Genomic DNA, 25,233 nt, shown 5'->3' with positions numbered 1-25,233 from the left:
TAGGAATCCGTTCGTTAACCTAGCTGACAGGAAAGCTGAAATCGAAAGAAAAATCTTAAGGGCAATCGAATATGCGAAAAACGTTTTTTCAGCCTGTCCAGCATAAAGCCCGATAAAAAAACTGATCGCGGTGAGGATGCAGCTTAATATGAATGGCTCAAAGAAAATATCTGATATGATTCAAATTGAGCTGTTCCTTATAAATCAGTAAAAGAGCCGCGGGCAGGCGGCTCTTTTGTTTATTTAGTCAAGCTTTCCGTAATAAACTTCAGTTGGCCTTCTAATGAAATCGGGTCTGTGAAGTAGAAGCCAATCGGATCCATCTTGTAGACATGGCCATTTTTAACGGCGTTCAGGTTCTTCCAAATGGAGCTGTCAAATACGCCGCCATCATCACCGCCTGATTGCCATGGACCCGCGAAAATGTAATCCCCGGCGAAGTCAGGGAGCTTCTCTAGTGAAATACTTGTATAACCTGGCCCCTGGTCAATGGCTTTTTCTTTTGTCAGCTTTGTAGCCTGCAGGCCGAGGTCTTTGTAAATAATGCTTCCGCCTCTTCCAAAGTCTTTACCGAATACGTAAATGTCTTTTCCGTTCGTTTGCATAATGGAAATGGTTTTGTCACCGACCGCTTTTTTGATTTTTGTTTTAGCTGCCGCAACTTTTTTATCCCACTCAGCCAGCCATTTTTCAGCTTTATCTTCAGTTCCTGTCATTTTTGCAAATTCTTTCAGCTGTTCGATGTTGTCGAGCTTATCGTATTTTACTGCGACAGTCGGCGCAATTTTTTCAAGCTTTTTAATATCAGCGCCCTGTGTTGTCCAGACGATAATCAGGTCAGGGTTCAAATCAATGACCTTTTCAACCGAAGTGCCGTCTCCGATGTTTTCGACGCCGTCGGTTTTTCCTTTGTAGTAAGGGTTTTTAAATACATTCTCAGGCGCACCGACAACGTTGATGCCGAGTGTTTTGAAGTAGCCGTAATAGCCGTCTGCCATGACAACCACCCGTTTAGGATGCTTTGGGATTTTTACATTTCCGTTTTCAGCCTTGTATGTAAAGGTTTCTGCGCCTTTTGAATCAGAGGCAGAACCTTTGCTTTCTGAGTTATTCCCGCAGGCTGCCAGCGCTGCAATCAATAACAGGGCAAAAAACGCGGCTCCGAGTTTCTTGTATATATGTGTCATATCTCATACCTTCTTTCTAAAAAATAAATGAAAAAGAGAATCATTATCATCTGTGATTATACCACTGCAAGTGCCGGTTGACACGATATTTTTGCAAATGCATTTTCATTTTTGTTCAAAACACTCTATTAAATCAGCTGAAAAAAGTGATATACTGAAACAGCAATTGATAATCATTATCAGTAACAGAAAGGAAGTACGGCAGTTGAGTCAACATAAAAATATACAGACTGCATCAGAAGAAATCCAATGGACGTCAAGGACATATGGCGCGGTCATCGTCCTTATTGCAGGTCTATGCCTGCTTTGCCTTGGCGCATTTTTATCCATATCCCTCGGTGCAGCGGATATTCATTTGCGCACTGTATGGGACGCCATTTTTCATTATCAGCCGACAAAGACATCTCACCAAATTATACATGATCTTCGGCTGCCGAGAACGGCGGCTGCCGCGCTTGTAGGCGCATTGTTGGCAGTGTCGGGAGCAATCATGCAGGGGATGACGAGAAACCCATTGGCAGAGCCTTCGATTATGGGTGTGACATCAGGCTCTGCGTTTGCTGTTTCGATTGCGTTTGCCTTTTTTCCCGGACTTTCTGCAATGGGGCTTGTGCTATGGTCCTTTGCGGGAGCGGGGCTGGGTGCATCGACGGTAATGGGCATCGGCATGTTTTCAAGGGGCGGACTTACGCCTGTAAAGCTTGCTCTGGCGGGTACGGCAGTTACTTATTTCTTTACCGGCATTTCAACTGCCATTGCAATCCGCTTTGATGTCGCTCAGGATATCAGCTTTTGGTACGCAGGCGGGGTAGCGGGTGTGAAATGGTCAGGGGTCCAGCTTTTGCTTATTGCAGGGGCTGTCGGTTTAACGCTCGCGTTTTTCATCGCCCGGTCTGTGACAGTGTTAAGTCTCGGTGACGATCTGGCAAAAGGGCTTGGACAATATACATCAGCGGTGAAACTGATTGGCATGCTTATTGTAGTGATTTTGACAGGAGCTGCGGTTTCCATAGCCGGCACCATCGCATTTATCGGGCTGATCATTCCGCATATTACCCGATTTTTGGTCGGTGTGGATTATCGGTGGATCATTCCTTGCTCGGCGGTGCTCGGTGCTGTTTTGCTTGTTTTTGCTGACATAGCGGCCAGACTCGTAAATGCGCCCTTTGAAACGCCTGTCGGCGCGCTGACTTCTCTTATCGGCGTTCCCTTTTTCTTTTATTTGGCACGTCGTGAAAGGAGAGGGCTGTAATGAAAACAAAAACAAACAAACCGCTCGTTGTAATGGCTGTGACCTTTTTGCTTATCGTGGTGGTCTTTTTTGTCAGTCTCAATTTGGGCGTTATCAAAATTGCACCGCTTAAAACGCTTCAGGTCTTTTTCGGCCAAGGAACGGCGCGTGATGAACTTGTCTTATTTGAGTTCAGGCTGCCCAGGATCATCCTTTCTTTGCTTGTTGGAGCAGGGATCTCCGTAGCTGGAGCCATTTTGCAAAGCGTGTCTCAAAATGAACTTGCCGAGCCTGGTATTCTCGGAATTAACGCCGGCGGTTCACTTGCTGTAGTGCTTTTTATATACTTTTTTCAAGGGTCAGCTTCAGATCTCAGCTTTTTCGGAACATTTATGCTGCCGTTCAGTGCTTTGGCAGGAGCAATCCTCGCTGCGTTTCTCATTTATATTCTGGCATGGAAAAAAGGCGTGACACCGATTCGGCTGATTTTAGTCGGCATAGGGGTGAATGCCGGATTCAACGCCCTGTTGCTGATTTTTCAGCTCAAGATGGACCCTCATGATTTTATGCAAGCCGCGGTTTGGATATCCGGCTCAATATGGGGGGCGAATTGGAATATGATCTGGGCGATTCTCCCTTGGATTGTGATCTTGCTTCTGTTTACTTTATATAAGGCGCGCTATTTGAACATTATGCAGCTCGGAGACCAATTGGCGACCGGGCTGGGCACCGCTGTTGAAAGGGAAAGACGGATTCTTCTTCTGGCAGCGGTCACTCTTGCCGCTTCATGCGTGGCAGCTGCGGGGGGCATTGCGTTTCTCGGATTGATCGCGCCGCATGTGGCTAGAAGGCTGACCGGTCCACGTCACCAGACGCTGATACCGGTCTCCGCCTTCATCGGCTCATTCCTGTTTTTGCTTGCTGATACGCTGGCGAGAAATGTATTGGCACCATCAGAAATTCCGGTTGGACTTGTCATTTCCGTGCTAGGTGCGCCTTACTTTATTTATTTATTGATGAAAGCGAATTAGAGGAGGGGGCCGAATATGAATTCATTATCAACGGAACAGCTTGGAATCGGTTATGGCGACAGGGTGATTGTAGAGGATTTAAATATATCGATTCCTAAAGGGAAAATTACCACCTTAATTGGCCCGAACGGCTGCGGGAAATCAACGATTTTAAAAACAATGTCCAGAATTATGCGTTCACATGCAGGTGCCGTCTATTTAAACGGCAAAGCGATTCATAAAATGTCTACAAAGGACATTGCAAAAGATATGGCAATTCTTCCACAGACACCTGAAGCGCCGAGCGGCCTAACAGTGCACGAATTGGTGTCGTACGGCAGGTTTCCGCATCAATCAGGATTCGGCAGATTAAATGACGAAGACCGCCGGATTATCAAATGGGCGCTTGAAGAAACAGGCATGGCTGAATATGCTGAACGGCCGATTGAGGCATTGTCAGGCGGACAGCGTCAACGCGTGTGGATTGCCATGGCGCTTGCGCAAGGGACGGAACTGCTTCTGCTGGATGAACCTACAACGTATCTTGATCTTGCACATCAGCTTGAAATTCTGCAGCTGCTTGACAGACTCAACAAAGAGCAAGGACGGACGATTTTAATGGTCATTCATGATCTTAACCATGCAGCTCGTTTTTCTCATTATATGATCGCGCTCAAAAAAGGCACGGTCATCAAGGAAGGAACTGCACTGGAGGTCATGACACCGGACATTTTGAAGCAGGTATTTCAGATTGATGCCGAAATTGTGACTGATCCCCGTACAAATAAACCTGTATGCTTGACATATGACTTGATTAAAAATGAAAAAGAGCTAGTTACTGTATGAAAAAATCCCGGTTTGAAGCCGGGATTTTTTTATTTGGTTTTGAAAATACAATTTTTCTATTTGATTCCGTCATTTCAATAAAAAGATTGCAAGTCTTTTTGAATTAATAGATAATATTGGTTAGAATGTTTCGAAAATATTACATAGTTTACAGAAAGAGGAGATCGTTGTGTCCAAGAAGAAAAAATGGCTTATTGGCGGTGCGATATGTGCCGGTGTGCTTATATTGGCTGGGATCGGCGCTGGCGGTTTTTACTTTTTTACTCACATGAACCAAGTTGCCGTATCATCGGAGCCCTATGCTGAATCGGTAGCGGTATACATGGGAGGAGATTCAGAATCAGGCCAAACGTTTTCTGGAAAGGTTGAACCTGAGAAACAGCAGAAAGTATACATAGATTCAGAAAAAGGCAGCATTAAAAAAACATACGTCAAAGAAGGCGATCAGGTTAAAAAGGGCGATAAGCTTTTTGAGTATGAGGGCGAGGATCATTCTGATGAAGTGGAGCAAGCCAATTTGCAAATTGAAATGACAAATCTGCAAATCAACCGTTTGCAAAAATCAATAACGGAAACGGAAAAGAAGCTGAAAGCGGCAGGAAAAGAAGAGAAAACCCAGCTTCAAGATGAACTTGATCAGGCCCATTTCGATTTGAAAACAAGCCAGCTTGAACTGAAGCAGCATCAAAAAGAACTGGCTGGCCTGACGAAAAACAAAGGTTCCAATGTCATTACAAGCAAGCATGACGGAATCGTTCAAAGCGTCAATCAGGATATCGCTGACGGTGCAACAGGTGACCAGGCAACGGGCCCGTATATCCAGATTGTTTCGACGGGCAAATATCTGGTCAAAAGCCAAATCAATGAGCTGTTAATGGACACGATCAAAAAAGGCAGCAAAGTCAGGGTCACGCTGAAAACAGGCGGTGAGGGCGAGTGGAAAGGAAAGGTCACCTCGATCGGCAAGCTTCCAGCGGGAGCAGGCGAGGGTGAAGAATCAGAAAGCTTTGCTGATGAAGAAATGAATCCCCAATCCTCTAACTATCCTTTCACCATTTTATTAGACAGCCATAAAGGTCTTGAAGTCGGCTATCATGTCAACATCGAAGTGATGAGTGATAATGCTGATGCGGATACGATCAAGCTGCCGTCCGACATGGTCATTCAGGATGACGGCGAACCGTACGTGTGGAAAGCTGATGAGAATCAGAAAGCGGTTAAGCAGCCTGTTGAAATCGGAGAGACTGATGAAAATGACATGGTGGAAATTAGGAGCGGCCTGACGCTGGAAGATTATGTGATCTATCCTGATCCCGCGGTCAAGGAAGGAAAGCAGGTTACAGTCAATGCTGACACTGAATAATATTTCGAAGTCGTACAAGCTGGGAAAAGAAGAAGTTCCAATCTTGAAACATATCAATCTGACTGTTCAGGCGGGGGAGTTTTTAGCTATTATGGGGCCTTCCGGTTCTGGAAAGTCAACGTTAATGAATATTATCGGCTGTTTGGACAGGCCAACCTCAGGAACCTATACGCTTGACCAGATCGATATATTGAAAGGGAAAGACGGAGCTTTAGCCGAAATTCGCAATGAATCAATCGGGTTTGTGTTTCAAACTTTCCATTTGCTGCCGCGTCTCACCGCGCTGCAAAATGTCGAGCTGCCGATGATCTACAATAAAGTGAAGAAAAAAGAGAGAAGGCAACGGGCATATGAAGCGCTGGAAAAGGTCGGATTAAAAGACAGGGTCTCCTACAAACCGCCTAAGCTGTCCGGCGGCCAAAAGCAGCGGGTGGCGATAGCGAGGGCCCTTGTCAATCAGCCGAGGTTTATTTTAGCTGATGAACCGACCGGGGCGCTTGATACCAAATCAAGTGAACAAATTTTGTCACTGTTTTCTGAATTGCATCGGGAAGGCAAGACCATTATTATGATAACCCACGACCCGGACGTCGCCAAAAAAGCTGACAGAACCGTTTTTATCAGAGACGGAGAGCTGGTATTAGATGAGAGAGGGGATATCAGCCATGCTTGAACATATTCGAATCTCCTTTCAATCCATTTTTTCTCATAAATTAAGATCGATTCTGACAATGCTTGGCGTGATTATCGGCATAGCGGCAATCATCGCGATTGTTTCAATGCTGAAGGGCCAAAGTGAGCAATTAAAGCAAAGTATGATCGGCATGGGAAACAACGCCATCAACGTTGTCTACCAGCCGTCTGGCGGAGAAGAGGAGAGCGGCGGCCCTCAGGTGTCGTATGCGTCCGCGCCGCCTGTAGCGGAAGAAACAGTAAAGGCGATCAAATCAGATCCGATGGTCAAAGGATTATCCTTATATTACTTGTCAGAAGGCGCGAGCGTTTTTCATTTAACAAACGTTTCGTATCCCCAAGTGTATGGAGTGGACGATGATTACTTCGACATGTTTCCAATCCGAATAACCGAAGGGAGAAAGCTGACGGAAAACGATTTAAACAGCACACACCAAGTAGTGATGATCAATGAAGCTGTCAGAGATGAACTGTTTCCAGACGGAGAAGCTCTGCATAAAAACATTGAGATGAATGGTGTGCCGTTTAAGGTCGTCGGTGTTTTTAAAGAAAAAAATCAACAGGAAAGCATGTTTGAAGGCGACTATGCGAACCCTGTTTTGTACGTGCCAAAAAAAGTGTGGCCGCTTATTGAAGGGTTTGACGCACCAACGCAGATTGCCGTGCAGGCTGATTCTTCTGAGCATATCCAAGAAGCCGGTGTAATGGCTGCGGATCTTTTAAACCAAGGGCTGTCAGAAGCTGAGCTGGAAAAAGCAGAGTACAGTGTAATGGATCTTCAGGAGATCGCGCAGGAAGTAGAGTCCTTTAATCAGTCATTTGCATTGCTGCTTGGCGGAATCGCCAGTATTTCACTTTTGGTGGGCGGTATCGGCGTCATGAACATTATGCTCGTTTCCGTAACGGAGCGCACGAGAGAAATCGGGATTAAGAAAGCGCTCGGTGCTAAGCGGCGTGTGATTTTATTTCAATTTTTAACCGAGGCTGTCGTGCTGACAAGCATTGGCGGAATACTCGGTGTGCTGGCGGGCTTCGGCATCGCCAAGCTGCTGACGGTCATTTTTCCGATGCCTTTTATCGTCTCTATTCCAGCTGTTGTCGGAGCACTCATCTTTTCAATGGCAGTCGGCATTATCTTCGGCTTGCTTCCGTCCATCAAGGCATCGAAGCTTCAGCCTGTAGACGCGCTTCGCTATGAATAAAAAGAACGCATCCAATTGGAATGCGTTCTTTTTTTAGCTGGGAAGAGCTGAGTTGCATTTGTCTAAAATCAAAAAAGCGGCTGCAACAATCATTTCTTCTGTGGTGGACAGCCAGATGTTGCTGATCAATTGGTCTGTTGTATGAGCAGTCATCCACAAAAACAGCAGCTGTACAATGCCGGCAAGGAGAATGAATAGACGTTTTCCTGTCTTGAAAAATGTAAAGCTATGTATCATCAGCCGTTCAAATGGTTCAAAGCATAATCCGAGAACAAGGAATACCACGGCAAAAAGCAGGACATGAGCTGCTGAGCGGTAGCTCGTTCCCGCTAAAGAAAACAATATATAGATGACAGCAAAATAGGTCAACACCACTGCTGCTGCGGCCAGCAAGTACTTTATGGAGAGCCGCAATAAGCGTTTTGAAGGGTTTTGATGTTTCACTGGTTCAGCTCCTTATGAAGGCTTGCAGAGAACGAGTGCTCTCTGCAAGCCGCAAGTCTTTTATTTATTGCATTTCTTTTTCACTACTGGGTGCTTTTCTTTTGAAAGCACATCAGTAAAGTCTTTGCCCAAGTCAAGGTGCGCTTGAACAAATTTTTCAGGAAGCATGGCAAGCCATTGGTTTAAAGATACATCAGCATAATGGTCGTCTTTGAAGATTTCTAAAAAGACAAGCGGTTCATCCCCAATATTTTCAACGTAATGACCCATTGCAAATGGTACATACCCGACATCACCGGCTTGGTAATTAAATGTTCTGGCATGGCCGTCAGATGCAAAAACGGTCATTCTAGCTTTACCGGAGATGTAGTATTGCCATTCGTGGGTATTCGGATGCCAGTGCAGTTCTCTCATGGCGCCGGGTTCTACTGTTACGAGCGCTGATGCGATGGTTTTAGACACTTTGAAGTTTGTCGAATCTGCAATGTATACTTTTCCTCCCTCAGATTCGATCGGCTCTTGTTCAAGAAGGCGGTAAGTAAATGGATAAGGCACTTCGCCGTTCGGCCCTTCCACAATATCATCTTTTAAACTGCCAGGAAGTTGGTTTTCAAATATATATTTTTCTTTGCCTGGCAAATTCGCAATCTCTTCTTTTGTCACGCCAAAGTTCGCAGCAATGACTTCTTTTGGAGTGTGGGCAAGCCAATCTGTCAGCTGGAACGTGCTGTTTTCAGAGAATGATCCATCGTCAAACACGAGCAGGAACTCAGCTCCCTCATCCAGCGCTTGGATGGAGTGCGGAAGGCCTGACGGGAAGTACCAAAGATCTCCTTCACCTACATCGTCAATAAAGCTGCGCCCTTTTTCATCTACAATTGTGACTCTTGCACTTCCGTAAATCATGTAAGCCCATTCTGCTTCTTTATGCCAGTGAAGCTCGCGAATCGCGCCTGGCTTCAGCCGCATATTTACGGATGCAAGGTTTTCTGAAATCGGCAATTCACGTACTGTCACTTCACGGGCATATCCGCCTTTTTCTAATCGGTTATGAGTATCAGAGAACGAAAACTTCATATTGCTGACGGTGCCATGATCGGTTTCAGGAGGAACGAGCATATCAGGGTTTTGCCGGTCTCTTTCAATATTGCGCGGGATTTTTACCGTTGCTCCCTTGTCTCCTCTAATTGGCTGCGGAATGTCATTTTGTTTTTTCATGAAATGTTTCCTCCTTAAATGTAAATGTGATAGCAGAAAGAGAAGGTGAAAGGCCTTTCGTTTTCCCTTCTGTTTTGTTAAGTGAAAAAAACCAGTGAAAAGTCAACTCGATTGAAAAATTATTTTTTTGCATGATCTTTCAGTTCTGTCATTAGTTCTATTAGTTGATCAAACTTCTTTTCGAATCGGGTCAGCAGATACATTGCAATCAGCGCGGGAAACCCCAAATTGCCGATCTGTTTTACGACTTCCTCTATAAAAACCTGATCCATAGGAAAATACCTCCCTTCTTTTTCTGCAGTCATGTATGTAAGTGAAGGAAATCCGATAAAACGTAAACTGCTGCAAAGTATTTTGGAAGACACTAGTCGGAAAGTAGTAGTTTACTTTTTTTTGCTTTCCTTCATTTAATTTAGTAGGGAGGCGGTTTGATGGACTATCAAAGTCTTTTACGGTCAAAATGTAAGGAGATAATGAAGCATCCCATCGTGAAGCATTTTTTGAGCAATCCTCAGCATTACCGCTTGTTCAAAAACGTAATGGAAAGCCCTAACGAAAAAGATGCAAAATCATTGGACGAGCTATTTAAGCAGTTTTATAAAGAAATCCGCATCGTCAAGTATATGAATTCAATGATTCGCATCTTTTCTATTGATTTTGATAAGCGGGTTCGCAAAAATCAAAAACGGTATCCGCTGACGGTTGATCATCCGGAGGCAGTAGATCGGCTTCCTTCCGAAACAGGAAGCGATGCATTTAAAGAATTTTTAGAAAGGCAGGATGATTTGAGTCAGCATGTTCAGGATTATCAGCTCTACCAAGCGATTCAGAATCTGACTGACAAACAAAAAAGTGTGCTGACGAAAGTGTATCTTCACGGTGCCACGATGCAGGAGATTGCAGATTCATTAGGGGAGTCCCGACAAAACATCTCCAACATTCATAAAAAGGGGCTAGAGAATATCAGAAAGCAGCTAGCGGCGCAAACAAAGGGGGAAAAGTAAGCTGTGGACGGCCAGTTTGAACAAAAAAAGAGACAAAAAGACGAGACTTATGACATTGAGCACCTGATTGCATGCTTTTCACCGATGATCAGAAAAAAACTCAGCAATACGTCCTATCAAGATAGAGAAGATTTAGAGCAAGAGCTGAAGATCAAAATGTTTGAAAAGGCTGATATGCTTTTGTGTCAGGATGTACCGGGGTTTTGGGAGTTTATTTTGTACATGGTAGATGAGAACTCATAATATTTTTCATATGAAAGGGAGCGCGTGTTTGCTCCTTTTTTGCTGTTTTGATTTGCCAAGCTCCAATGTATTCAAAAATGTACCATAAATAAACGATATAATGATAAGATGAAAAAAACAGTGACAGAAAGGAACATAAAAGTGGAAAATGCGTCAATTTTAATCGTAGACGATGAGAAAGCGATTGTGGACATGATCAAACGCGTTCTCGAAAAAGAAGGTTATCGAAATATACTGGATGCGGCAAGCGCAGAAGAAGCGATTCCCGTTGTGAAGGCCAATAAGGTTGACTTGATTGTGCTGGATGTCATGATGGGCGGAATGTCCGGTTTTGAAGCCTGCACATTGATCAGAGAGTATTCAGACGCTCCGATTTTTTTCCTGACGGCAAGATCATCCGACGCGGACAAATTATCGGGCTTTGCGGTTGGAGCTGATGACTATATCACAAAACCATTTAATCCGCTGGAATTAGCGGCGCGGATCAGAGCGCATCTCAAGCGTACATATCAATCGAAAGAAACGAGTTCAAATCAAACCTACACATATGATTATTTTACTTTTTCTCCGCAAAATGCCGAGCTGATCGTAGGCGGGGAAGCCGTTGCCTGTTCAGCCCAGCTTCTGCAGCTTTTGCAGTATTTTTGTGAACACCCTAACGTGGTGCTTTCCAAAGATCAAATATATGAAAAAGTATGGGGCTATCCTTCCTACGGTGACAACAACACCGTCATGGTTCATATTCGCAAGCTTAGGGAGAAGATTGAGCGCGATCCGAGCAATCCGGAGTATATTGTAACCGTTCGAGGTCTCGGCTATCGTTTTATCCCAAATCCTGAAGGCAAGCGGTCATGAGGTTAAGATGGAAGTTTTTGTTTCACTTTTTCGGCCAGATGCTGATTGTGATCCTGCTGCTTACGGTTATGCTTGTTGCGTCGTTTTTCTATTTAGACGCTCGTTTTAGCGATGCGGAATCCAATTCAGGGCTGACGAAGGCAACGACCGACACACTTGAGGCGTATCTCGATGTAAACGAAGACGGGACATGGGAAGTGGATAATTTCCTGAAGAAATCTGTTGATAAACAGCACGGCTGGATGCAAATCATTGATTCGGAAGGAAACACTGATTATTCCTACGGCGTGCCAAAAGACGTGCCGGGCACCTATACCAAGAAAGAGCTTTTGTCTATTTATAAAACCAAAAAGCTTCATAACTATAAACTGAATTATTGGGCCATCAATATTGAAGATAAGTCGTATCTTCTATTGTCCGGCTGGAAATCAAAAAGTGAACAGCTCCTGACTTCCGTTGAAAAGCGCGAACAAAAGATAGACTCACTAGCGCACTATAAGTCCAGTACCATCGACTATATTAAACGGAAAAAAGGCGCCATTTACCTGTTAGACAGCAATGGAAACATTCTCGACAGCATCAACAGCACAAAAAGCGAAAGAAAAACGATGAACCAGCTGGAGCTGCTTAAATACAGCTCTAAGCCTTGGAATTATAAGCGGGAAATTTCCGTTAAGATCCTCAATAAAGACAGATGGATGGTCGCTACGGTGCCGAACCCAGTCTATGTAACCGATCAGGAGTTTAACAAATCATTCCTGAAGGTTGTATTAAAAGCGATGTTTCTCGTGATGGCCGTTTTGTTCATGTATATCATTTGGATGACCGTTTGGTATATGTTCCGATTCGGGCTGCCGATTTTTCACACGATTAGATGGCTGGTCAATCTGTCAAAAGGGAAGCTTGAGGAGCCCAGAAACCGGGAAGGCCGTCCTGTCAGCAAAAATAAAAAGGGAAAAATCAAACAGCCGTACCGCTTCTTCGGTGAGATATTTGAATCAATGGATCAGCTGACTGAAACGCTGAGAAGGGATAAAAGAAACAGAGAAAAAATCCAGGCGACAAGGGAAGAATGGATTGCCGGTTTGTCACATGACTTAAAAACACCGCTCAGCAGCATTTACGGCTACAGCATGATGCTCGAGTCGAAGCAGTATGACTGGTCGCCGGAAGAAGTGAAAGAAATGGGGCAGGTTGTCAGAGAAAAATCTGAATACATGTCCAAGCTGATTGAAGATTTAAATTTAACGTATCGGCTGAAAAATGATGCTCTTCCTATTGAGAGAAAGCTCACTAGCCTTATCCCGTTTTTTAAAAATGTCATTGAGGACTTTAAGAAAAATCCGTTTTCTGAAGGCTATGATATCTCGTTTGTATCCAAAGAAGAGCATATTGAATTTGCCCTTGATGAAGCGTGGTTCAGGCGCATATTAGAAAACCTCCTTGGGAATGCCGTGAAGCACAACGGCAAAGGAACAGAGATTCAAGTCATTCTGGAGCAAACAAAAAATCATATTTCTTTAAAGGTGAAGGACAATGGGAAAGGAATGGATGAAGAAACGATCACCCATTTGTTTAACCGTTACTACAGAGGGACGAACACAAAAGATTCAACTGCCGGAACGGGTCTCGGGCTCGCGATTGCCAAGGAGCTTGTTCATCTGCATAACGGAACGATACATGTGAACAGCAGAATGAACATTGGAACAGTCATTACCATCCTTTTTAAAAAACAATAAACATCAAGTGGTTTGGACACCTCTTTGCCGGGAATAACAATATATAGACTGAAGCTAAAGAGGTGTAACACATGGATGCAGTATTGGAAGCAGACACTCGGGCAGTGATTGGAGAAGGCCCGTTATGGGATGAAGAAAACGGCCGCTTATATTGGGTTGATATCCTGGGGAGCGAGCTCCACATCTTTGACCCTGAAGAAAAAATCAACCGATCGATCAAATTCAAATCCTTTGTGACGGCGCTTGCGAAATATTCAAAGGATGAACTGATTATGACGATGAAGGACGGGTTTTACCTGTATCATCTTCGGGATGACAGCTTGGAAAAAATTAAACAGCCGAAGGACATGCATGAGAGCCTGAGATTTAATGATGCTAAATGTGACCCGTACGGAAGGCTTTGGGCGGGGACGACGAGCATGGAAGGCGAGCAAAAACAGGCGTCGCTGTACCGTTTGAATCTAGACGGCAGTCTTGTCAAAATCAAGGATCAAGTCTCCACCTCAAACGGTTTGGATTGGGACCGCGAGCGGAATTTGATGTATTACATCGACACGCCGACGCAGGAGATTGTGCGTTACAGCTATGATCCTCAAAGCGGAGATGTTTCGAATCCAGAACCTGTCTATCGTTTTGATCAGTCAGACGGATTGCCGGACGGCATGACAATTGACCAAAATGGCATGCTGTGGGTGGCGCTGTTTGGCGGCAGCCGCGTTGTTCACATTGACCCGTTTCAGAAAAAAGAAATCAATTCAATCAGCGTGCCGGCTAAATATGTCACGTGCTGCGCGTTCGGCGGCAGAGACTTAAAAACTCTTTACATTACAACGGCAACAGAACAAATGACAGAAAAAGAGAGATACGAGCAGCCTCACGCTGGAGGGTTGTTTTCAGCACAACTGGAAACAGGCGGATATCAGACGGTACCATTTGCTGGAGACGTATAAAAAAACGCATCCGATAGACGGATGCGTTTTTGCATGTTATAGAGAACGGATAATGCCGCCTTCCACACGCTGTGCAGTGCCATTAATGGCGGATGCGGCGTCAGACGCGAGGAATACGATTGTGTTGGCGACTTCTTCTGCTGTCGCGTATCTCTGAATAAGAGAGGTTGGCTCATTGACCTTGAAATAGTCTTTGATAAATGTATCTGTATCCTGCCCGGCTGCTTGTGCGGCACCTTCCATATAGGATGCCACGCCCTCTGTCCAAGTAGGTCCCGGGAGCACTGAGTTGACCGTCACATTAGTGCCTTTTGTCATTTCAGCCATTCCTCTTGAAAGGCTGATCAGTGCCGTTTTTGTCATTGAGTATGGAATCATCGTTGGCAGCGGTTTGACGCCTGCTTCACTTGCAATATTTAAAATACGGCCGCTGTTTTTGGCAAGCATTTTTGGAAGGAAGTGACGGCTTGTCCGAACAGCGCTCATCACGTTCACTTCGAAATATTGATTCCACTCTTCATCTGTCACATCTGCAAAGTCTTTTACCTCGAAGAAACCAAGGTTGTTGACAAGGATATCGATATCACCGATTTCATTTACTTTTTCGATAAAAGCCGCTGCTTCATCTGTTTTTGACAAATCGGCAGCAGCACCGTGCACTGTTCCATAGCCAGAAAGCTCTTCAATCGTACGATCGACAGTCTCCTGTTTGCGTCCGTTGACAATGACTGCCGCACCCTCTTGCAGAAAGCTTTTTGCGGCGGCTTTCCCGATGCCGGACGTCGAGCCGGTGATTAAGACGAGTTTGTCTTTTAGCTGTAAATCCATAAGAATCATTCCTTTTGATAGATGATGGTATTAAGTATACAAGATCAAATTTAGTGTTTACGAGGATTTTGCTCCCATACATAATACGGGGAAAAGTCATTCAGGACGCATATACAAGCCTGTCAGTCATATAGTATAATTACTCCGAAAAAAGGATACGAATGTCAAATAGGTGCCGGTACGTGAACAACAGCCGGCTTAATAGGGAAACCGGTAAAAGCCGGTGCGGTCCCGCCACTGTAATTGGCCAAGCGCCAAGAGCCAGGATACCTGCCTGTTTGATCAGCACGAAGTCTGCGAGGACAGATGATGTGTAAACAATAGGCTTTTTTGTGTTGTTTACAGCATCTTTACCGTCGTAGAGATGCTTTTTTTAATTCGTTTAGGAGGAAAGGTTTATGAAAAAACGAGCCGGGATATGGACTGCGCTCCTGTTGGCTGCTGTTATGCTGGCAGGCTGCGGCAATCCTGCGGATCAGAAGGATTCAAAGGCAAAACAAAAAACAGAAGCGTTCCCTGTCACCATTGATGACGCGTCAAACCAAGATGTAACCATCAAAAAAGAGCCAAAAAAGATTGTTTCATTAATGCCGAGCAACACAGAAATTACATACGCACTCGGCCTTGGTGACAAAGTGGTCGGTGTCACCACAAACGATACCTATCCAAAGGAAGTCAAAAAGGTTGAGAAAGTCGGAGATATGAATGTAAACGTTGAAAAAGTCATTTCTTTAAAACCAGATCTCGTTCTGGCCCATGAGTCTTCCATGTCAGCATCAGCGGATGCCATCAAACAGCTGAAGGACGCGGGCATTACAGTGCTGACTGTCAATGATGCACAATCATTCTCCGAGGTGTACAAATCAATCGAAATGATCGGAGAAGCTGCCGGGGCGGAGAAAAAAGCCGATCAGCTCGTGAAAAGCATGAAATCAGATATAAAGGATATTCAAGAAAAAGCGAAAACCATTTCAAAAGACGAGGAGAAAAGCGTATTTATCGAGGTTTCTCCTGATCCTGACATTTATACAACCGGAAAAGATACGTTTATGAATGAAATGCTGAATGTCATCCATGCTAAAAACGCAGCTGCGGATCAGACAGGATGGGTGCAAATGACAGATGAGGCGATCGTAAAACTCAATCCTGATGCAATTGTTACAACGGACGGTGTGAAAGCGAAAGCTGTGGAAAAACGCGATGGCTGGAGCGAAATCAATGCTGTGAAACATCATCATGTATATGATGTGGACCCTGATCTTGTGACACGTTCCGGTCCCCGTCTGATCGAAGGGGTCGAAGAACTTGCGGAAAGCATTTACCCGGATACGTTTAAGGAATAATCGTTATGCCGCATATATCATTGGTTTCTCATTTTTAGCCGTGAGCATCATCTTAGGAATTTCTTGCGGCAGCCTGCATATTCCTATTCCCACTGTTTTTCGTGTCTTTTGGCATCAAGGTTTCGGCGGCTCTATCGGTTCTGATGATCCGATGTACACTAATATTATGATGAATATTAGACTGCCGAGAGTTGTGCTGGCCGCCCTTGTGGGGGCGGCTCTTTCTATTGCAGGGGCCGCTTTTCAAGGATTATTGAAAAATCCACTTGCTGATCCCTATACGCTAGGTGTGTCATCCGGTGCTTCAGTCGGAGCTGTTGTAACTCTGTTCTTAGGTCTGCACCTTCCTGTCATCGGAGGGTTTACACTCCCGGTTGTGAGTGTAGCCGCGGCACTTGCCACGATGGCGGCAGTCCTTTTCTTCAGCCGCCTCGTTCATGCTTCAATGTCTGTTTCCACCCTCATTTTGACCGGTGTCATCACTAACTCTTTTTTGGGCGCATTTATTTCTCTTATCATCGCCTTGACAGGAGACAACCTGCTTCCGATTGTGCATTGGCTGCTTGGCAGCGTCTCAATGAGGGGCTGGAGCTATGTTATTTTGTTTCTCCCGTTTTTTCTTTTGGGAATCATTTTATTGATTATAAATGGAAGGGAACTGAACGTGATGACATATGGAGAAGATAAAGCAAAGCTTCTTGGAGTCAGCGTTCAGCAGAGGAAGATGATGATTCTAATAGCCGGATCTCTTTTGACGGGGAGCGCTGTGGCAGTATCGGGTACGATTGGCTTTGTCGGCCTTGTGATTCCGCATATCACAAGGCTTTTGTGGGGAACGGACCATCGGCATTTACTGCCGCTGTCCGCCTTGCTTGGGGCAGGGTTTCTCGTTTTAGCCGATCTGCTTTCCAGAACCATCATTGAGCCGATTGAACTGCCGATCGGGATCATTACGTCCTTGGCGGGAGCGCCTGTGTTCGCTCTTATTTTAATTCGGCAGCACCGCGGGGGGAGAAACTTATGATGAAGGCAGAAGGGCTGTCGGGAGGATACGGCGACAGCCGCCTAATTAACAATGTCAGCTTAACAGTGGAGAAGGGAGAATTTCTCGGAATTCTCGGCCCTAATGGAAGCGGAAAAACCACGCTTTTGCACTTGCTGACAGGTACGCTGCCGGCCAAGGAAGGCAGCGTTTATCTGGCCGGAAAACTGCTGGCGGACTATAAACCGAAGGAACTGGCGCAAATCATGGCCGTCCTGCCGCAAAAAACGGATCAAGCCTTCACCTTTACCGTCGAAGAAACTGTAGCCTTTGGCAGATATCCATTCCAAACGGGGCTGTTCAGACAGCAGACTGAAAAGGATGAAGCCATTGTACAGGAAGCAATGGAGCAAACAGGAGTGGCCAATTTTGCGCAAAGGCCGATTCGCGAACTAAGCGGAGGGGAACAGCAGCGGGTGTATTTGGCACAAGCTTTGGCGCAGCAGCCGCGTATTTTATTTTTGGACGAGCCGACTAATTTTCTCGATCTGGCTTTTCAAAAAGACCTGCTGGATCTGATCAAACGCCTGACGAGAGAAAGCGGATTGGCAGCTGTCAGCGTTTTTCATGATCTGAACACCGCAAGCCTGTACTGTGATGAGCTCATGTTTATGAAAAACGGTACCGCCGGGCCTAAGCAAAAACCGGAATATGCTGTCACAGAACAAAGCATAAAGGCGGTGTACGATACAGATGTCACCGCCTTGGTTCATCAAAGCTCACCTAAACCGATGATTGTGATTCAGCCTGAAAAAGATAGCGTGAAGCGGCAGTCTATCCCATTTGAAGCATTGCTCCAAGCGGGGCGTGATGACATTCTTCTGCAAACGGAAATCCCGCTTCGAACATTGTCCTCGACGCCTATCGGTGCAGGGTTTTCGTGGAGCAGGACGCTGATCCATAAACGGCTGCCAGATCAGCCAGATCCGATAGAAGGACTTACGGCCTGTCTTTCAGAAAGCGGTTTTCAACTGCAGGAGACGTGTGCGATGGCTTCTCCAGAAAGACTTGACCGTTTCGTGTATCGAACATATGAAGACGGAGAGTTATCCGTTTTCATATGCGTTCAGACCGGCTTTTCGATTTGGATTTTGATTAACGGCTATGCGGCAGATCAATTCTTCATCAAGGCTCTTATGGCTGCCGAAGCAGAACGGACGAAAGTGCTGGGAGACGGAAGAGGCACAGGTGATATTCTCATCGCCGCGACTCAAACTCAGCAATCCGAAAACATAGAACAGCGACTGAATCAATTGATAAAGAAAGGGACAGCTGAATGTGTAAAAGAGGCTGCTGAGTTGTTTGAATAAGTCTGTAAAGGAGATTCAGGGTATGAAACTATATACAAAAACAGGCGATAAGGGACAAACGGGCTTAGTCGGGGGCAGAACGGACAAGGACAGCCTACGCGTCGAAAGCTACGGCACGATTGACGAGCTTAACAGCTTTATCGGGCTTGCTTTGGCAGAGCTTTCCGGGCAGCCCGGCTTTGAAGATCTGACAGCCGAGCTGCTGACCATCCAGCATGAGCTGTTTGACTGCGGAGGCGATCTGGCAATCGTCACAGAAAGAAAAGACTATAAACTAACGGAAGAATCTGTTTCTTTTTTAGAAACGCGCATTGATGCCTATACAGCAGAAGCGCCGGAACTGAAGAAATTTATTCTTCCAGGCGGATCAAAGGGTGCTTCGCTTCTCCATATCGCCCGCACCATTACAAGGCGGGCAGAGCGAAGAGTGGTGGCGCTGATGAAATCGGAGGAGATTCATGAAACAGTGCTGCGTTATCTCAATCGTCTGTCCGATTATTTCTTTGCCGCCGCCCGGGTTGTGAATGCAAGAAGCGGTATTGGCGATGTAGAATATGAAAGAAGTGCCATTGTGTTTCGGGACCGAGACAGCAGTGAATCATAAAAAGTGAAAACGAAAGCCGGCGTGTTCAAATACATGCCGGCTTTTTTGTTTTTCACTCTGTCAATTTCCCATTATACGACAAAAAATGAACCTTATGAATTATTGACTGAAAAATGGAAAAATGAGATATTGTAATAAATAGATGTAAAAAATAGGCAGTGGGGGGCTCTGATGGATGGTGAATTTAATTGAAAGTGATAGCATCTGGAAGAGAAATTTCAATTATCTGTTTTTCTCAAGAATAGTCAAGATATCCGGCGATATGTTCGCATTTAATTCAATATTATGGTTTTTAATTTATGACGGCAAAGGTGCGATCGGCACTGCTTTATTGATTGCGGTCACTTTTTTGCCGGAAGCCGTTCTGGCGCCTGTGACGGGGCCTTTTATGAAACAGACCACGCTGAAATTTTGGATGTACTTTTCAGATCTGACAAGGGCGGCGATTGTTTTGATTATCCCTCTATGTCATTTTGCGGGCTTCTCTCCGCTGTGGTTTGTCATGACGCTTATGATTGTGCATTCAGCCACTGGAGCTGCCTACAATCCCGCCTCTATCGCTTTGATTCCTCAAATCGTCAATGAACAGGGCATTCAAAAAGCAAACGCTGTGCTGCAATCCTCCGCTCAAATTGTCCGGCTTGGGGCTGTCACATTATGCGGCGCTTTTCTTACATTTATCAGTCCTTCTTATACCATGCTTATCGCACTTGTGCTCTATTTGGTGTCAGGTTTTCTCGTTCTTTTTATTAAGTACACTGCGGTTGAATCTCAATCAGAGTCTGCGGTTGTTACACAGAGAGGCACATATATCGGAAGACTGAAACGCGGCTTTAGGCTCGTCAGAAAACACCAGATTTTATATCCGCTCGCCATTTACTGTATCTTTATGAATTTCGCGGCTGCCCCATGGGAAGCGCTCTCTGCCGTATACGTTGCGGAAGATTTAAACGGCCAGCCGATCGTATACTCGCTTTTAAAGGCCACCACCGCCGCGGGCGCGTTTTTATTAGGGTTTGTGCTGGCGAAAGTCAAGGTAAACAGGTACGGCTTGTTATTCGTCACTGCCGGCATTATTGAAGGATTTGCTTTCTTTATTACCGGGATGAATACCTTTTTGCCGCTCGTCTTTTTCGCTGCTTTTACCTTTGGCGCCGCAGTCAGTGCTGTTAATGTTCCTGAGTACACGATTATCCAGACGTCTGTGGATAGTGAGGATCAGCCGCAGGTTTACGCCGTTATACATATGATCTCAAATATTTCGATTCCTGCCGGAGCTGTCATTTGCGGGTATGCCGCTAATGCTTTCGGCTCAGGTAAAGTGATCGCTGTCGGCGGGATTGTAGAAATTATTGCGGGTATCGGAATCTTGCTGTTTACAAAACTGGCCAAAGCAGAAAGGTCCGACCTGATTAAAGAAAGGGAAGCAAGTGTTCATCTATAAAGGGTTTTGAAACGCCATGCCTCGTGCATGGCGTTTTTTTGTGCCGATGGGTCCGGTGCCAGATACGACTCCGGTCTTATATAAAAATCAATCTCTGATTCGTTTTGCATATCTTCCAACTTGTATAAGATGAAGACAAGGAAAACGAAAGGAGGATCTGCATGAAGATAAACAAGAAAACAATAGGCGGATTCTTATTAATTGTATTTGGGATCTCTGTCTTTTTTGGAGGAGGAAGCTTCGGCTTTATCATCCCGCTCGCCATCGGGAGCTTAATGACATACGCAGGAATCAAAAGGTTTGCCGCGGGAAAAACCATCACGGGAATCATCGTGGGCGGTATCGGAGCCATTATGCTCATCTGCTCACTTCCGTTTGTCGTCGGAATCGCATTGGCAGCCGCTATGGTGTATTACGGCTGGAAGCTGATGAAAAACGGATCAGCTGATAACGGTGTATCATCTTTTGATCCTGAACCGGCTTCTGCTGCCTACCAATCTCACTTTGATGACGAATGGGAAGAATTTTTGAAGAAAAAATAATATCAATATATTAGGAGGAATTAGGTATGGTATTAAAAAGAATCAGAGACATGTTTGTTGCGTCAGTTCATGAAGGACTTGATAAAATGGAGAATCCAAAGGTGATGCTGAATCAATATGTACGCGATATGGAAAGCGACATCGCAAAAGCAAAGCAAACAATTGTGAAACAGCACACGATTGCCTATCAATTTAAGAAAAAATATGAAGAAGCCGCTGAAGTGGCTGGCAAACGGAAAAATCAGGCACAGCTCGCATTTGACGCGGGTGAAGAAGAACTGGCGAAAAAGGCGCTGACTGAAATGAAGTATTTAGAAGGGAAGGCGGCTGAGCATAAAGCTTCCTATGAACAGGCAAACAGTCAGCTGGCTGATCTGAAAGAGCAGCTGGCTGCACTTGAAACAAAGCTTCAGGACGTAAAGGATAAAAAACAGGCGCTGATTGCGCGGGCAAATGCGGCGAAAGCTAAAGAGCATATGAATACGACATTTGACAAAATTGACAGTGAAAGCGCGTATCGTGAATTTTTACGTATTGAAAATCGTATTGAAGAAATGGAAATCCGCGCGAATTATTCAAAGTCAGCGGAAGCCGGCACAGAACTTACACGTAAAGAATTCGCAGACGATGTGGAAGCGGAGATTGAAAAAATGCGGACACTTTCACTGCAAAAATCAGACCAGACACAAGCGGCAAATGAATAAGCGGAACGGGGAAGGATTTGCGGTCAAGTCCTTCCCTTCCGCACGTATCAATTCGCAAGCTTTTCCTTTATAATAGAATGAATGAGAAGGATGAAACCGAATGAAAAAAATGCTTGGCAAACTGTTGATCACTGCCGGTATTCTGGTTTTTTTCGCCGTTGTCGTAAAAGATGTGTTTGCTGCAGGCCTAGGTTTCATAAATGGCACAGAAGCCGATTCAGCCAGCGCATCGCCGCGGGACATTGACAGCATGGTCATTGAGTCGGATAGCAAGGATGTCCGGATTATAGCGGAAGAACGAAGTGACATATCGGCAGGCATTTCAGGAGACTCAGGAAAGTTATTTGTTACTGAAAACAAAAGAAAACTGGAGCTGACCGTAAAGGAAAAAGAATTTCAATTTTTGAATGGGTTTAACCGTTCAACTCTTATCGTCAGGCTTCCGTATGATTATAAAGGTGATCTGGCAGTACGAACCTCAAGCGGCGACGTGTCTGTGGCCGGGAATGACCATCTTGCGCTTTCCGGGCTGAACGCAGTATCCGCGAGCGGAAATACGAGCGTGACGGACGTCCGCCTTCAAGACCTGAAAGTGAAGGCATCATCGGGGGATGTTTCCATTTCAAATACCGTCTCCAAAACAACCGGCATTGATTTAGCTTCAGGGGACGCAAATCTGGTTCATGTATCAGGCTCTCTTGATGTGAAAATGACTTCAGGAGATTTTAATGCTGTATTGAAAAAGGTAACCGGTCCCGTATCTGTCACGCTGACAAGCGGTGATGCTAATTTAAGCCTTCCCCAAAACGGCAGCTTTGCAGTCAATGCTTTATCAGCAAGCGGTGACGTCAGTTCGCCGTATTCATTTGCTGATAAAGCACATAAAGAACAGCATCACATCACAGGCACGCAAGGAAGCGGCCGGCATCCAATCGACATCAAAACGGACAGCGGGGATCTAGCGATACGGTAGCACCAGGCAGAAGAAAGGAGGCGGACACCAGGAATGACAAAAAAACAGCTTCTCGGATTGATCATTGCTTTATTCGGCATCAGTATGTTTTTGCAAATTATCGGAATAGGCGATCTGCTGTTTTGGCCGCTCTTTTTTCTGATTGCCGGCTATTTCCTTAAAAAATATTCCCGTGATTGGCTTGGCTCCGTCATGTATATCTTTGCCGCGTTTCTATTTTTGAAAAACCTCTTCAGCATCACCTTTAATTTATTCGGCTATGCGTTTGCCGCATTTCTGATTTACGCCGGCTACAGGCTTATCAAAGGGAAGCCGATATTTGAACCGAATGAGAAACAGGTCAATCTCAATAAAAAAGAACATCATGAGACGCCAAAAGATGTAAAACATCCCGACATGCGCAGCTTTTTTATCGGAGAGCTGCAAATGATGAAGCAGCCGTTTGACCTGAATGATTTAAATGTCTCTGGTTTTATCGGTGATATCAAAATCGATTTGTCTAAAGCGATGATTCCTGAGGGAGAAAGTACAATCGTCATTAGCGGAGTCATTGGAAACGTTGATATTTATGTACCATCGGACCTTGAAGTGGCTGTCAGCTCGGCTGTTTTTATAGGAGACATCAATCTGATCGGCTCGAAGAAAAGCGGATTAAGCACGAAGGTATATGCCGCGTCAACCGATTTCAGCGAGTCAAAGCGCCGGGTCAAAGTGTCCGTTTCCTTATTTATCGGTGATGTGGATGTGAAGTACGTATGAGAAAAAAAATGCTTGCCAGCCTCCAATGGCGCGCCATCCGCATGACAACGGGAATCAGCCTGCTCCTTTTTGCCTGCCTGATTTCCTTTATGATGTTTTACTATCGGCTCGATCCGCTTGTTTTGCTGTCATCGAGCTGGTTCGGAATTCCATTTATCCTGATTTTGCTGCTGATCAGCGTGACGGTCGGTTTCGCCTCAGGGTATATGTACGGCAATCGGTTGAAGACAAGGATTGATACATTAATTGAATCCATTTTAACCTTTGAAAACGGCAATTTCGCTTATCGGATACCGCCGCTCGGTGATGATGAAATCGGCCTGGCCGCCGATCAGCTGAATGAAATGGCGAAGCGCGTGGAGCTTCAAGTCGCATCCCTGCAGAAACTTTCCAATGAACGTGCGGAATGGCAGGCGCAAATGAAGAAGTCGGTTATCTCAGAAGAACGCCAGCGATTGGCCAGAGATCTTCACGATGCGGTCAGCCAGCAGCTCTTTGCAATATCGATGATGACATCAGCCGTGCTGGAACATGTCAAGGGTGCTGATGATAAAACAGTCAAGCGGATCAGGATGGTCGAGCATATGGCAGGCGAAGCCCAAAATGAGATGAGGGCGCTGCTGCTCCATTTACGGCCTGTTACTCTTGAAGGAAAAGGGCTGAAGGAGGGTCTTACGGAGCTTTTGGACGAGTTCCGAAAAAAGCAGCCGATTGATATCGAGTGGGATATACAGGACACAGCGATATCCAAGGGTGTTGAAGACCATTTGTTCAGAATCGTGCAGGAGGCTCTTTCAAACGTATTTAGACATTCAAAAGCGTCAAAAGTAACCGTGATTCTGGGCATAAAGAACAGCCAGCTCCGTCTGAAGGTGATTGATAATGGAAAAGGCTTTAAAATGGACCAGGTGAAAGCATCCTCATACGGCTTGAATTCTATGAAGGAACGTGCAAGTGAAATCGGCGGGGTCGCCGAAGTGATTTCAGTAGAAGGAAAAGGCACCCAAATCGAAGTGAAGGTCCCGATTTTCCCGGAAGAAAAAGGAGAGAACGAACGTGATTCGAGTATTATTGATTGATGATCATGAAATGGTCAGAATGGGGCTCGCGGCTTTTTTGGAGGCGCAGCCCGATATTGAAGTCATCGGCGAAGCATCGGACGGCAGCGAAGGTGTTCGGCTTGCTGCGGAACTGTCGCCTGATGTCATTTTAATGGATCTTGTCATGGAGGGCATGGATGGCATTGAAGCTACAAAGCAAATTTGCCGGGAGCTTTCCGATCCGAAAATTATTGTGCTCACTAGCTTCATTGATGATGACAAAGTGTACCCGGTTATTGAAGCTGGCGCGCTCAGCTATCTGTTGAAAACCTCAAAAGCGGCAGAAATCGCCGATGCCATCCGCGCCGCAAGCAAAGGAGAGCCGAAGCTGGAGTCAAAAGTGGCGGGAAAAGTATTATCCAGGCTGCGCCACTCAGGTGAAAACGCGCTCCCGCATGAATCACTTACGAAACGGGAGCTCGAAATACTCTGCCTGATCGCAGAAGGAAAGACAAACAAAGAAATAGGCGAGGAACTGTTTATTACGATTAAAACAGTCAAAACACATATTACCAATATTTTATCAAAGCTGGATGTCAGTGACCGGACGCAGGCGGCGGTGTACGCACACCGAAATCATCTCGTAAATTAGGCGGTTG

General features: G+C 45.4%; 27 protein-coding genes and 1 riboswitch. Of the genes, 22 read left to right on the top strand and 5 right to left on the bottom strand.

The features are described from left to right. Nucleotides 1–239: 239 nt before the first annotated feature. Nucleotides 240–1,187 carry an iron-hydroxamate ABC transporter substrate-binding protein gene (locus tag MHH79_RS17135; RefSeq protein ID WP_063334649.1) on the bottom strand — a complete coding sequence of 316 codons (948 nt, stop codon included), beginning with the start codon at nt 1,185–1,187 and terminating at the stop codon, nt 240–242. Between the two features lie 205 nt (nt 1,188–1,392). Between MHH79_RS17135 and MHH79_RS17130 the strand changes: the two genes are divergently transcribed. The 6 genes from MHH79_RS17130 to MHH79_RS17105 all read left to right on the top strand — a co-directional run bounded on the left by MHH79_RS17130 (nt 1,393) and on the right by MHH79_RS17105 (nt 7,532). Then, nucleotides 1,393–2,439: an iron ABC transporter permease gene (locus tag MHH79_RS17130; RefSeq protein ID WP_041520063.1), complete on the top strand. Its 1,047-nt coding sequence runs from the start codon at nt 1,393–1,395 to the stop codon at nt 2,437–2,439. Then, nucleotides 2,439–3,449 (top strand): iron ABC transporter permease, encoded by a 1,011-nt coding sequence (locus MHH79_RS17125; protein WP_063334648.1) that lies wholly within the window; start codon nt 2,439–2,441, stop codon nt 3,447–3,449. Before MHH79_RS17130 ends, MHH79_RS17125 begins: the two co-directional genes overlap by 1 nt. Before the next feature lie 15 nt (nt 3,450–3,464). Further along, nucleotides 3,465–4,274 (top strand): ABC transporter ATP-binding protein, encoded by an 810-nt coding sequence (locus MHH79_RS17120; protein ID WP_003243882.1) that lies wholly within the window; start codon nt 3,465–3,467, stop codon nt 4,272–4,274. A 169-nt stretch (nt 4,275–4,443) separates the two neighbouring features. After that, on the top strand, nt 4,444–5,637 hold the full coding sequence (locus MHH79_RS17115; RefSeq protein ID WP_063334647.1) for an efflux RND transporter periplasmic adaptor subunit: 1,194 nt from the start codon (nt 4,444–4,446) through the stop codon (nt 5,635–5,637). Then, nucleotides 5,621–6,310 carry an ABC transporter ATP-binding protein gene (locus tag MHH79_RS17110; protein WP_014480848.1) on the top strand — a complete coding sequence of 230 codons (690 nt, stop codon included), beginning with the start codon at nt 5,621–5,623 and terminating at the stop codon, nt 6,308–6,310. The genes MHH79_RS17115 and MHH79_RS17110 overlap by 17 nt, the downstream gene beginning before the upstream one ends. Beyond that, nucleotides 6,303–7,532 carry an ABC transporter permease gene (locus MHH79_RS17105; RefSeq protein WP_014480847.1) on the top strand — a complete coding sequence of 410 codons (1,230 nt, stop codon included), beginning with the start codon at nt 6,303–6,305 and terminating at the stop codon, nt 7,530–7,532. The genes MHH79_RS17110 and MHH79_RS17105 overlap by 8 nt, the downstream gene beginning before the upstream one ends. 33 nt (nt 7,533–7,565) lie before the next feature. Here MHH79_RS17105 and rsiO read toward each other — a convergent pair whose 3' ends face one another. The 3 genes from rsiO to MHH79_RS17090 form a co-directional block, all read right to left on the bottom strand. After that, nucleotides 7,566–7,976 carry an acid stress-sensitive anti sigma factor RsiO gene (rsiO, locus tag MHH79_RS17100; RefSeq protein WP_309530091.1) on the bottom strand — a complete coding sequence of 137 codons (411 nt, stop codon included), beginning with the start codon at nt 7,974–7,976 and terminating at the stop codon, nt 7,566–7,568. 60 nt (nt 7,977–8,036) lie between these two features. Beyond that, nucleotides 8,037–9,194, bottom strand: coding sequence for an oxalate decarboxylase (oxdC, locus tag MHH79_RS17095; RefSeq protein WP_309530092.1), 1,158 nt, complete (start codon nt 9,192–9,194; stop codon nt 8,037–8,039). 119 nt (nt 9,195–9,313) lie between these two features. Then, entirely contained in the window at nt 9,314–9,466 is a 153-nt protein-coding gene (locus tag MHH79_RS17090) for a YvrJ family protein (protein ID WP_003244090.1), read from the bottom strand. A 201-nt stretch (nt 9,467–9,667) separates the two neighbouring features. On the opposite strand from MHH79_RS17090, the gene sigO reads away from it, so the two are divergent. The 5 genes from sigO to MHH79_RS17065 all read left to right on the top strand — a co-directional run bounded on the left by sigO (nt 9,668) and on the right by MHH79_RS17065 (nt 13,985). After that, nucleotides 9,668–10,198 (top strand): RNA polymerase sigma factor SigO, encoded by a 531-nt coding sequence (gene sigO, locus MHH79_RS17085; protein WP_309530093.1) that lies wholly within the window; start codon nt 9,668–9,670, stop codon nt 10,196–10,198. 3 nt (nt 10,199–10,201) lie between these two features. Then, on the top strand, nt 10,202–10,441 hold the full coding sequence (rsoA, locus tag MHH79_RS17080) for a sigma-O factor regulator RsoA (RefSeq protein WP_309530094.1): 240 nt from the start codon (nt 10,202–10,204) through the stop codon (nt 10,439–10,441). A 141-nt stretch (nt 10,442–10,582) separates the two neighbouring features. Continuing rightward, nucleotides 10,583–11,296 (top strand): two-component system response regulator YvrH, encoded by a 714-nt coding sequence (gene yvrH / locus MHH79_RS17075; protein WP_003243545.1) that lies wholly within the window; start codon nt 10,583–10,585, stop codon nt 11,294–11,296. Beyond that, the gene (yvrG, locus tag MHH79_RS17070; protein WP_181220121.1) at nt 11,293–13,035 is read left to right on the top strand and encodes a two-component system sensor histidine kinase YvrG; all 1,743 of its coding nucleotides are present in this window, start codon (nt 11,293–11,295) and stop codon (nt 13,033–13,035) included. The genes yvrH and yvrG overlap by 4 nt, the downstream gene beginning before the upstream one ends. A gap of 71 nt (nt 13,036–13,106) precedes the next feature. Then, nucleotides 13,107–13,985: an SMP-30/gluconolactonase/LRE family protein gene (locus MHH79_RS17065; RefSeq protein ID WP_014477954.1), complete on the top strand. Its 879-nt coding sequence runs from the start codon at nt 13,107–13,109 to the stop codon at nt 13,983–13,985. A gap of 36 nt (nt 13,986–14,021) precedes the next feature. Here the strand turns inward: MHH79_RS17065 and MHH79_RS17060 are convergent, their stop codons facing one another. Further along, entirely contained in the window at nt 14,022–14,813 is a 792-nt protein-coding gene (locus MHH79_RS17060; protein WP_015384617.1) for an SDR family oxidoreductase, read from the bottom strand. Nucleotides 14,814–14,966: 153 nt separating this feature from the next. Next, a riboswitch (cobalamin riboswitch) is annotated at nt 14,967–15,106 on the top strand. Between the two features lie 105 nt (nt 15,107–15,211). Here MHH79_RS17060 and MHH79_RS17055 point away from each other — a divergent pair. From MHH79_RS17055 to liaR, 11 genes are all read left to right on the top strand, one after another. Beyond that, the gene (locus tag MHH79_RS17055; RefSeq protein ID WP_309530095.1) at nt 15,212–16,156 is read left to right on the top strand and encodes an ABC transporter substrate-binding protein; all 945 of its coding nucleotides are present in this window, start codon (nt 15,212–15,214) and stop codon (nt 16,154–16,156) included. After that, the gene (locus tag MHH79_RS17050; protein WP_309530096.1) at nt 16,119–17,180 is read left to right on the top strand and encodes an iron ABC transporter permease; all 1,062 of its coding nucleotides are present in this window, start codon (nt 16,119–16,121) and stop codon (nt 17,178–17,180) included. Before MHH79_RS17055 ends, MHH79_RS17050 begins: the two co-directional genes overlap by 38 nt. Beyond that, nucleotides 17,180–18,508, top strand: coding sequence for an ATP-binding cassette domain-containing protein (locus MHH79_RS17045; RefSeq protein WP_080467268.1), 1,329 nt, complete (start codon nt 17,180–17,182; stop codon nt 18,506–18,508). The genes MHH79_RS17050 and MHH79_RS17045 overlap by 1 nt, the downstream gene beginning before the upstream one ends. Before the next feature lie 22 nt (nt 18,509–18,530). Further along, nucleotides 18,531–19,112: a cob(I)yrinic acid a,c-diamide adenosyltransferase gene (locus MHH79_RS17040; RefSeq protein ID WP_024573172.1), complete on the top strand. Its 582-nt coding sequence runs from the start codon at nt 18,531–18,533 to the stop codon at nt 19,110–19,112. Between the two features lie 175 nt (nt 19,113–19,287). Next, nucleotides 19,288–20,556 (top strand): MFS transporter, encoded by a 1,269-nt coding sequence (locus MHH79_RS17035; protein ID WP_003244338.1) that lies wholly within the window; start codon nt 19,288–19,290, stop codon nt 20,554–20,556. Between the two features lie 161 nt (nt 20,557–20,717). Then, complete coding sequence (liaI, locus tag MHH79_RS17030) at nt 20,718–21,098, top strand: cell envelope stress-induced membrane anchor protein LiaI (RefSeq protein ID WP_003243447.1); 381 nt, start codon at nt 20,718–20,720, stop codon at nt 21,096–21,098. 26 nt (nt 21,099–21,124) lie between these two features. Next, on the top strand, nt 21,125–21,802 hold the full coding sequence (locus MHH79_RS17025; protein WP_003228506.1) for a PspA/IM30 family protein: 678 nt from the start codon (nt 21,125–21,127) through the stop codon (nt 21,800–21,802). A 100-nt stretch (nt 21,803–21,902) separates the two neighbouring features. Beyond that, entirely contained in the window at nt 21,903–22,775 is an 873-nt protein-coding gene (locus tag MHH79_RS17020; protein ID WP_063334641.1) for a DUF4097 domain-containing protein, read from the top strand. 33 nt (nt 22,776–22,808) lie between these two features. Beyond that, nucleotides 22,809–23,534, top strand: coding sequence for a LiaRS two-component regulatory system accessory protein LiaF (gene liaF / locus MHH79_RS17015; protein ID WP_100505807.1), 726 nt, complete (start codon nt 22,809–22,811; stop codon nt 23,532–23,534). Continuing rightward, nucleotides 23,531–24,613 carry a two-component system sensor histidine kinase LiaS gene (gene liaS, locus MHH79_RS17010; protein ID WP_063334640.1) on the top strand — a complete coding sequence of 361 codons (1,083 nt, stop codon included), beginning with the start codon at nt 23,531–23,533 and terminating at the stop codon, nt 24,611–24,613. Before liaF ends, liaS begins: the two co-directional genes overlap by 4 nt. Beyond that, the gene (gene liaR, locus MHH79_RS17005) at nt 24,591–25,226 is read left to right on the top strand and encodes a two-component system response regulator LiaR (protein ID WP_015384608.1); all 636 of its coding nucleotides are present in this window, start codon (nt 24,591–24,593) and stop codon (nt 25,224–25,226) included. Before liaS ends, liaR begins: the two co-directional genes overlap by 23 nt. The last annotated feature ends 7 nt before the right edge of the window (nt 25,227–25,233 follow it).

Origin of the sequence: Bacillus sp. FSL K6-0993, from assembly GCF_037977205.1 — a bacterium.
Taxonomy (GTDB): Bacteria; Bacillota; Bacilli; order Bacillales; family Bacillaceae; genus Bacillus; species Bacillus subtilis.
This window is presented reverse-complemented; position numbering and strand designations above follow the sequence as displayed.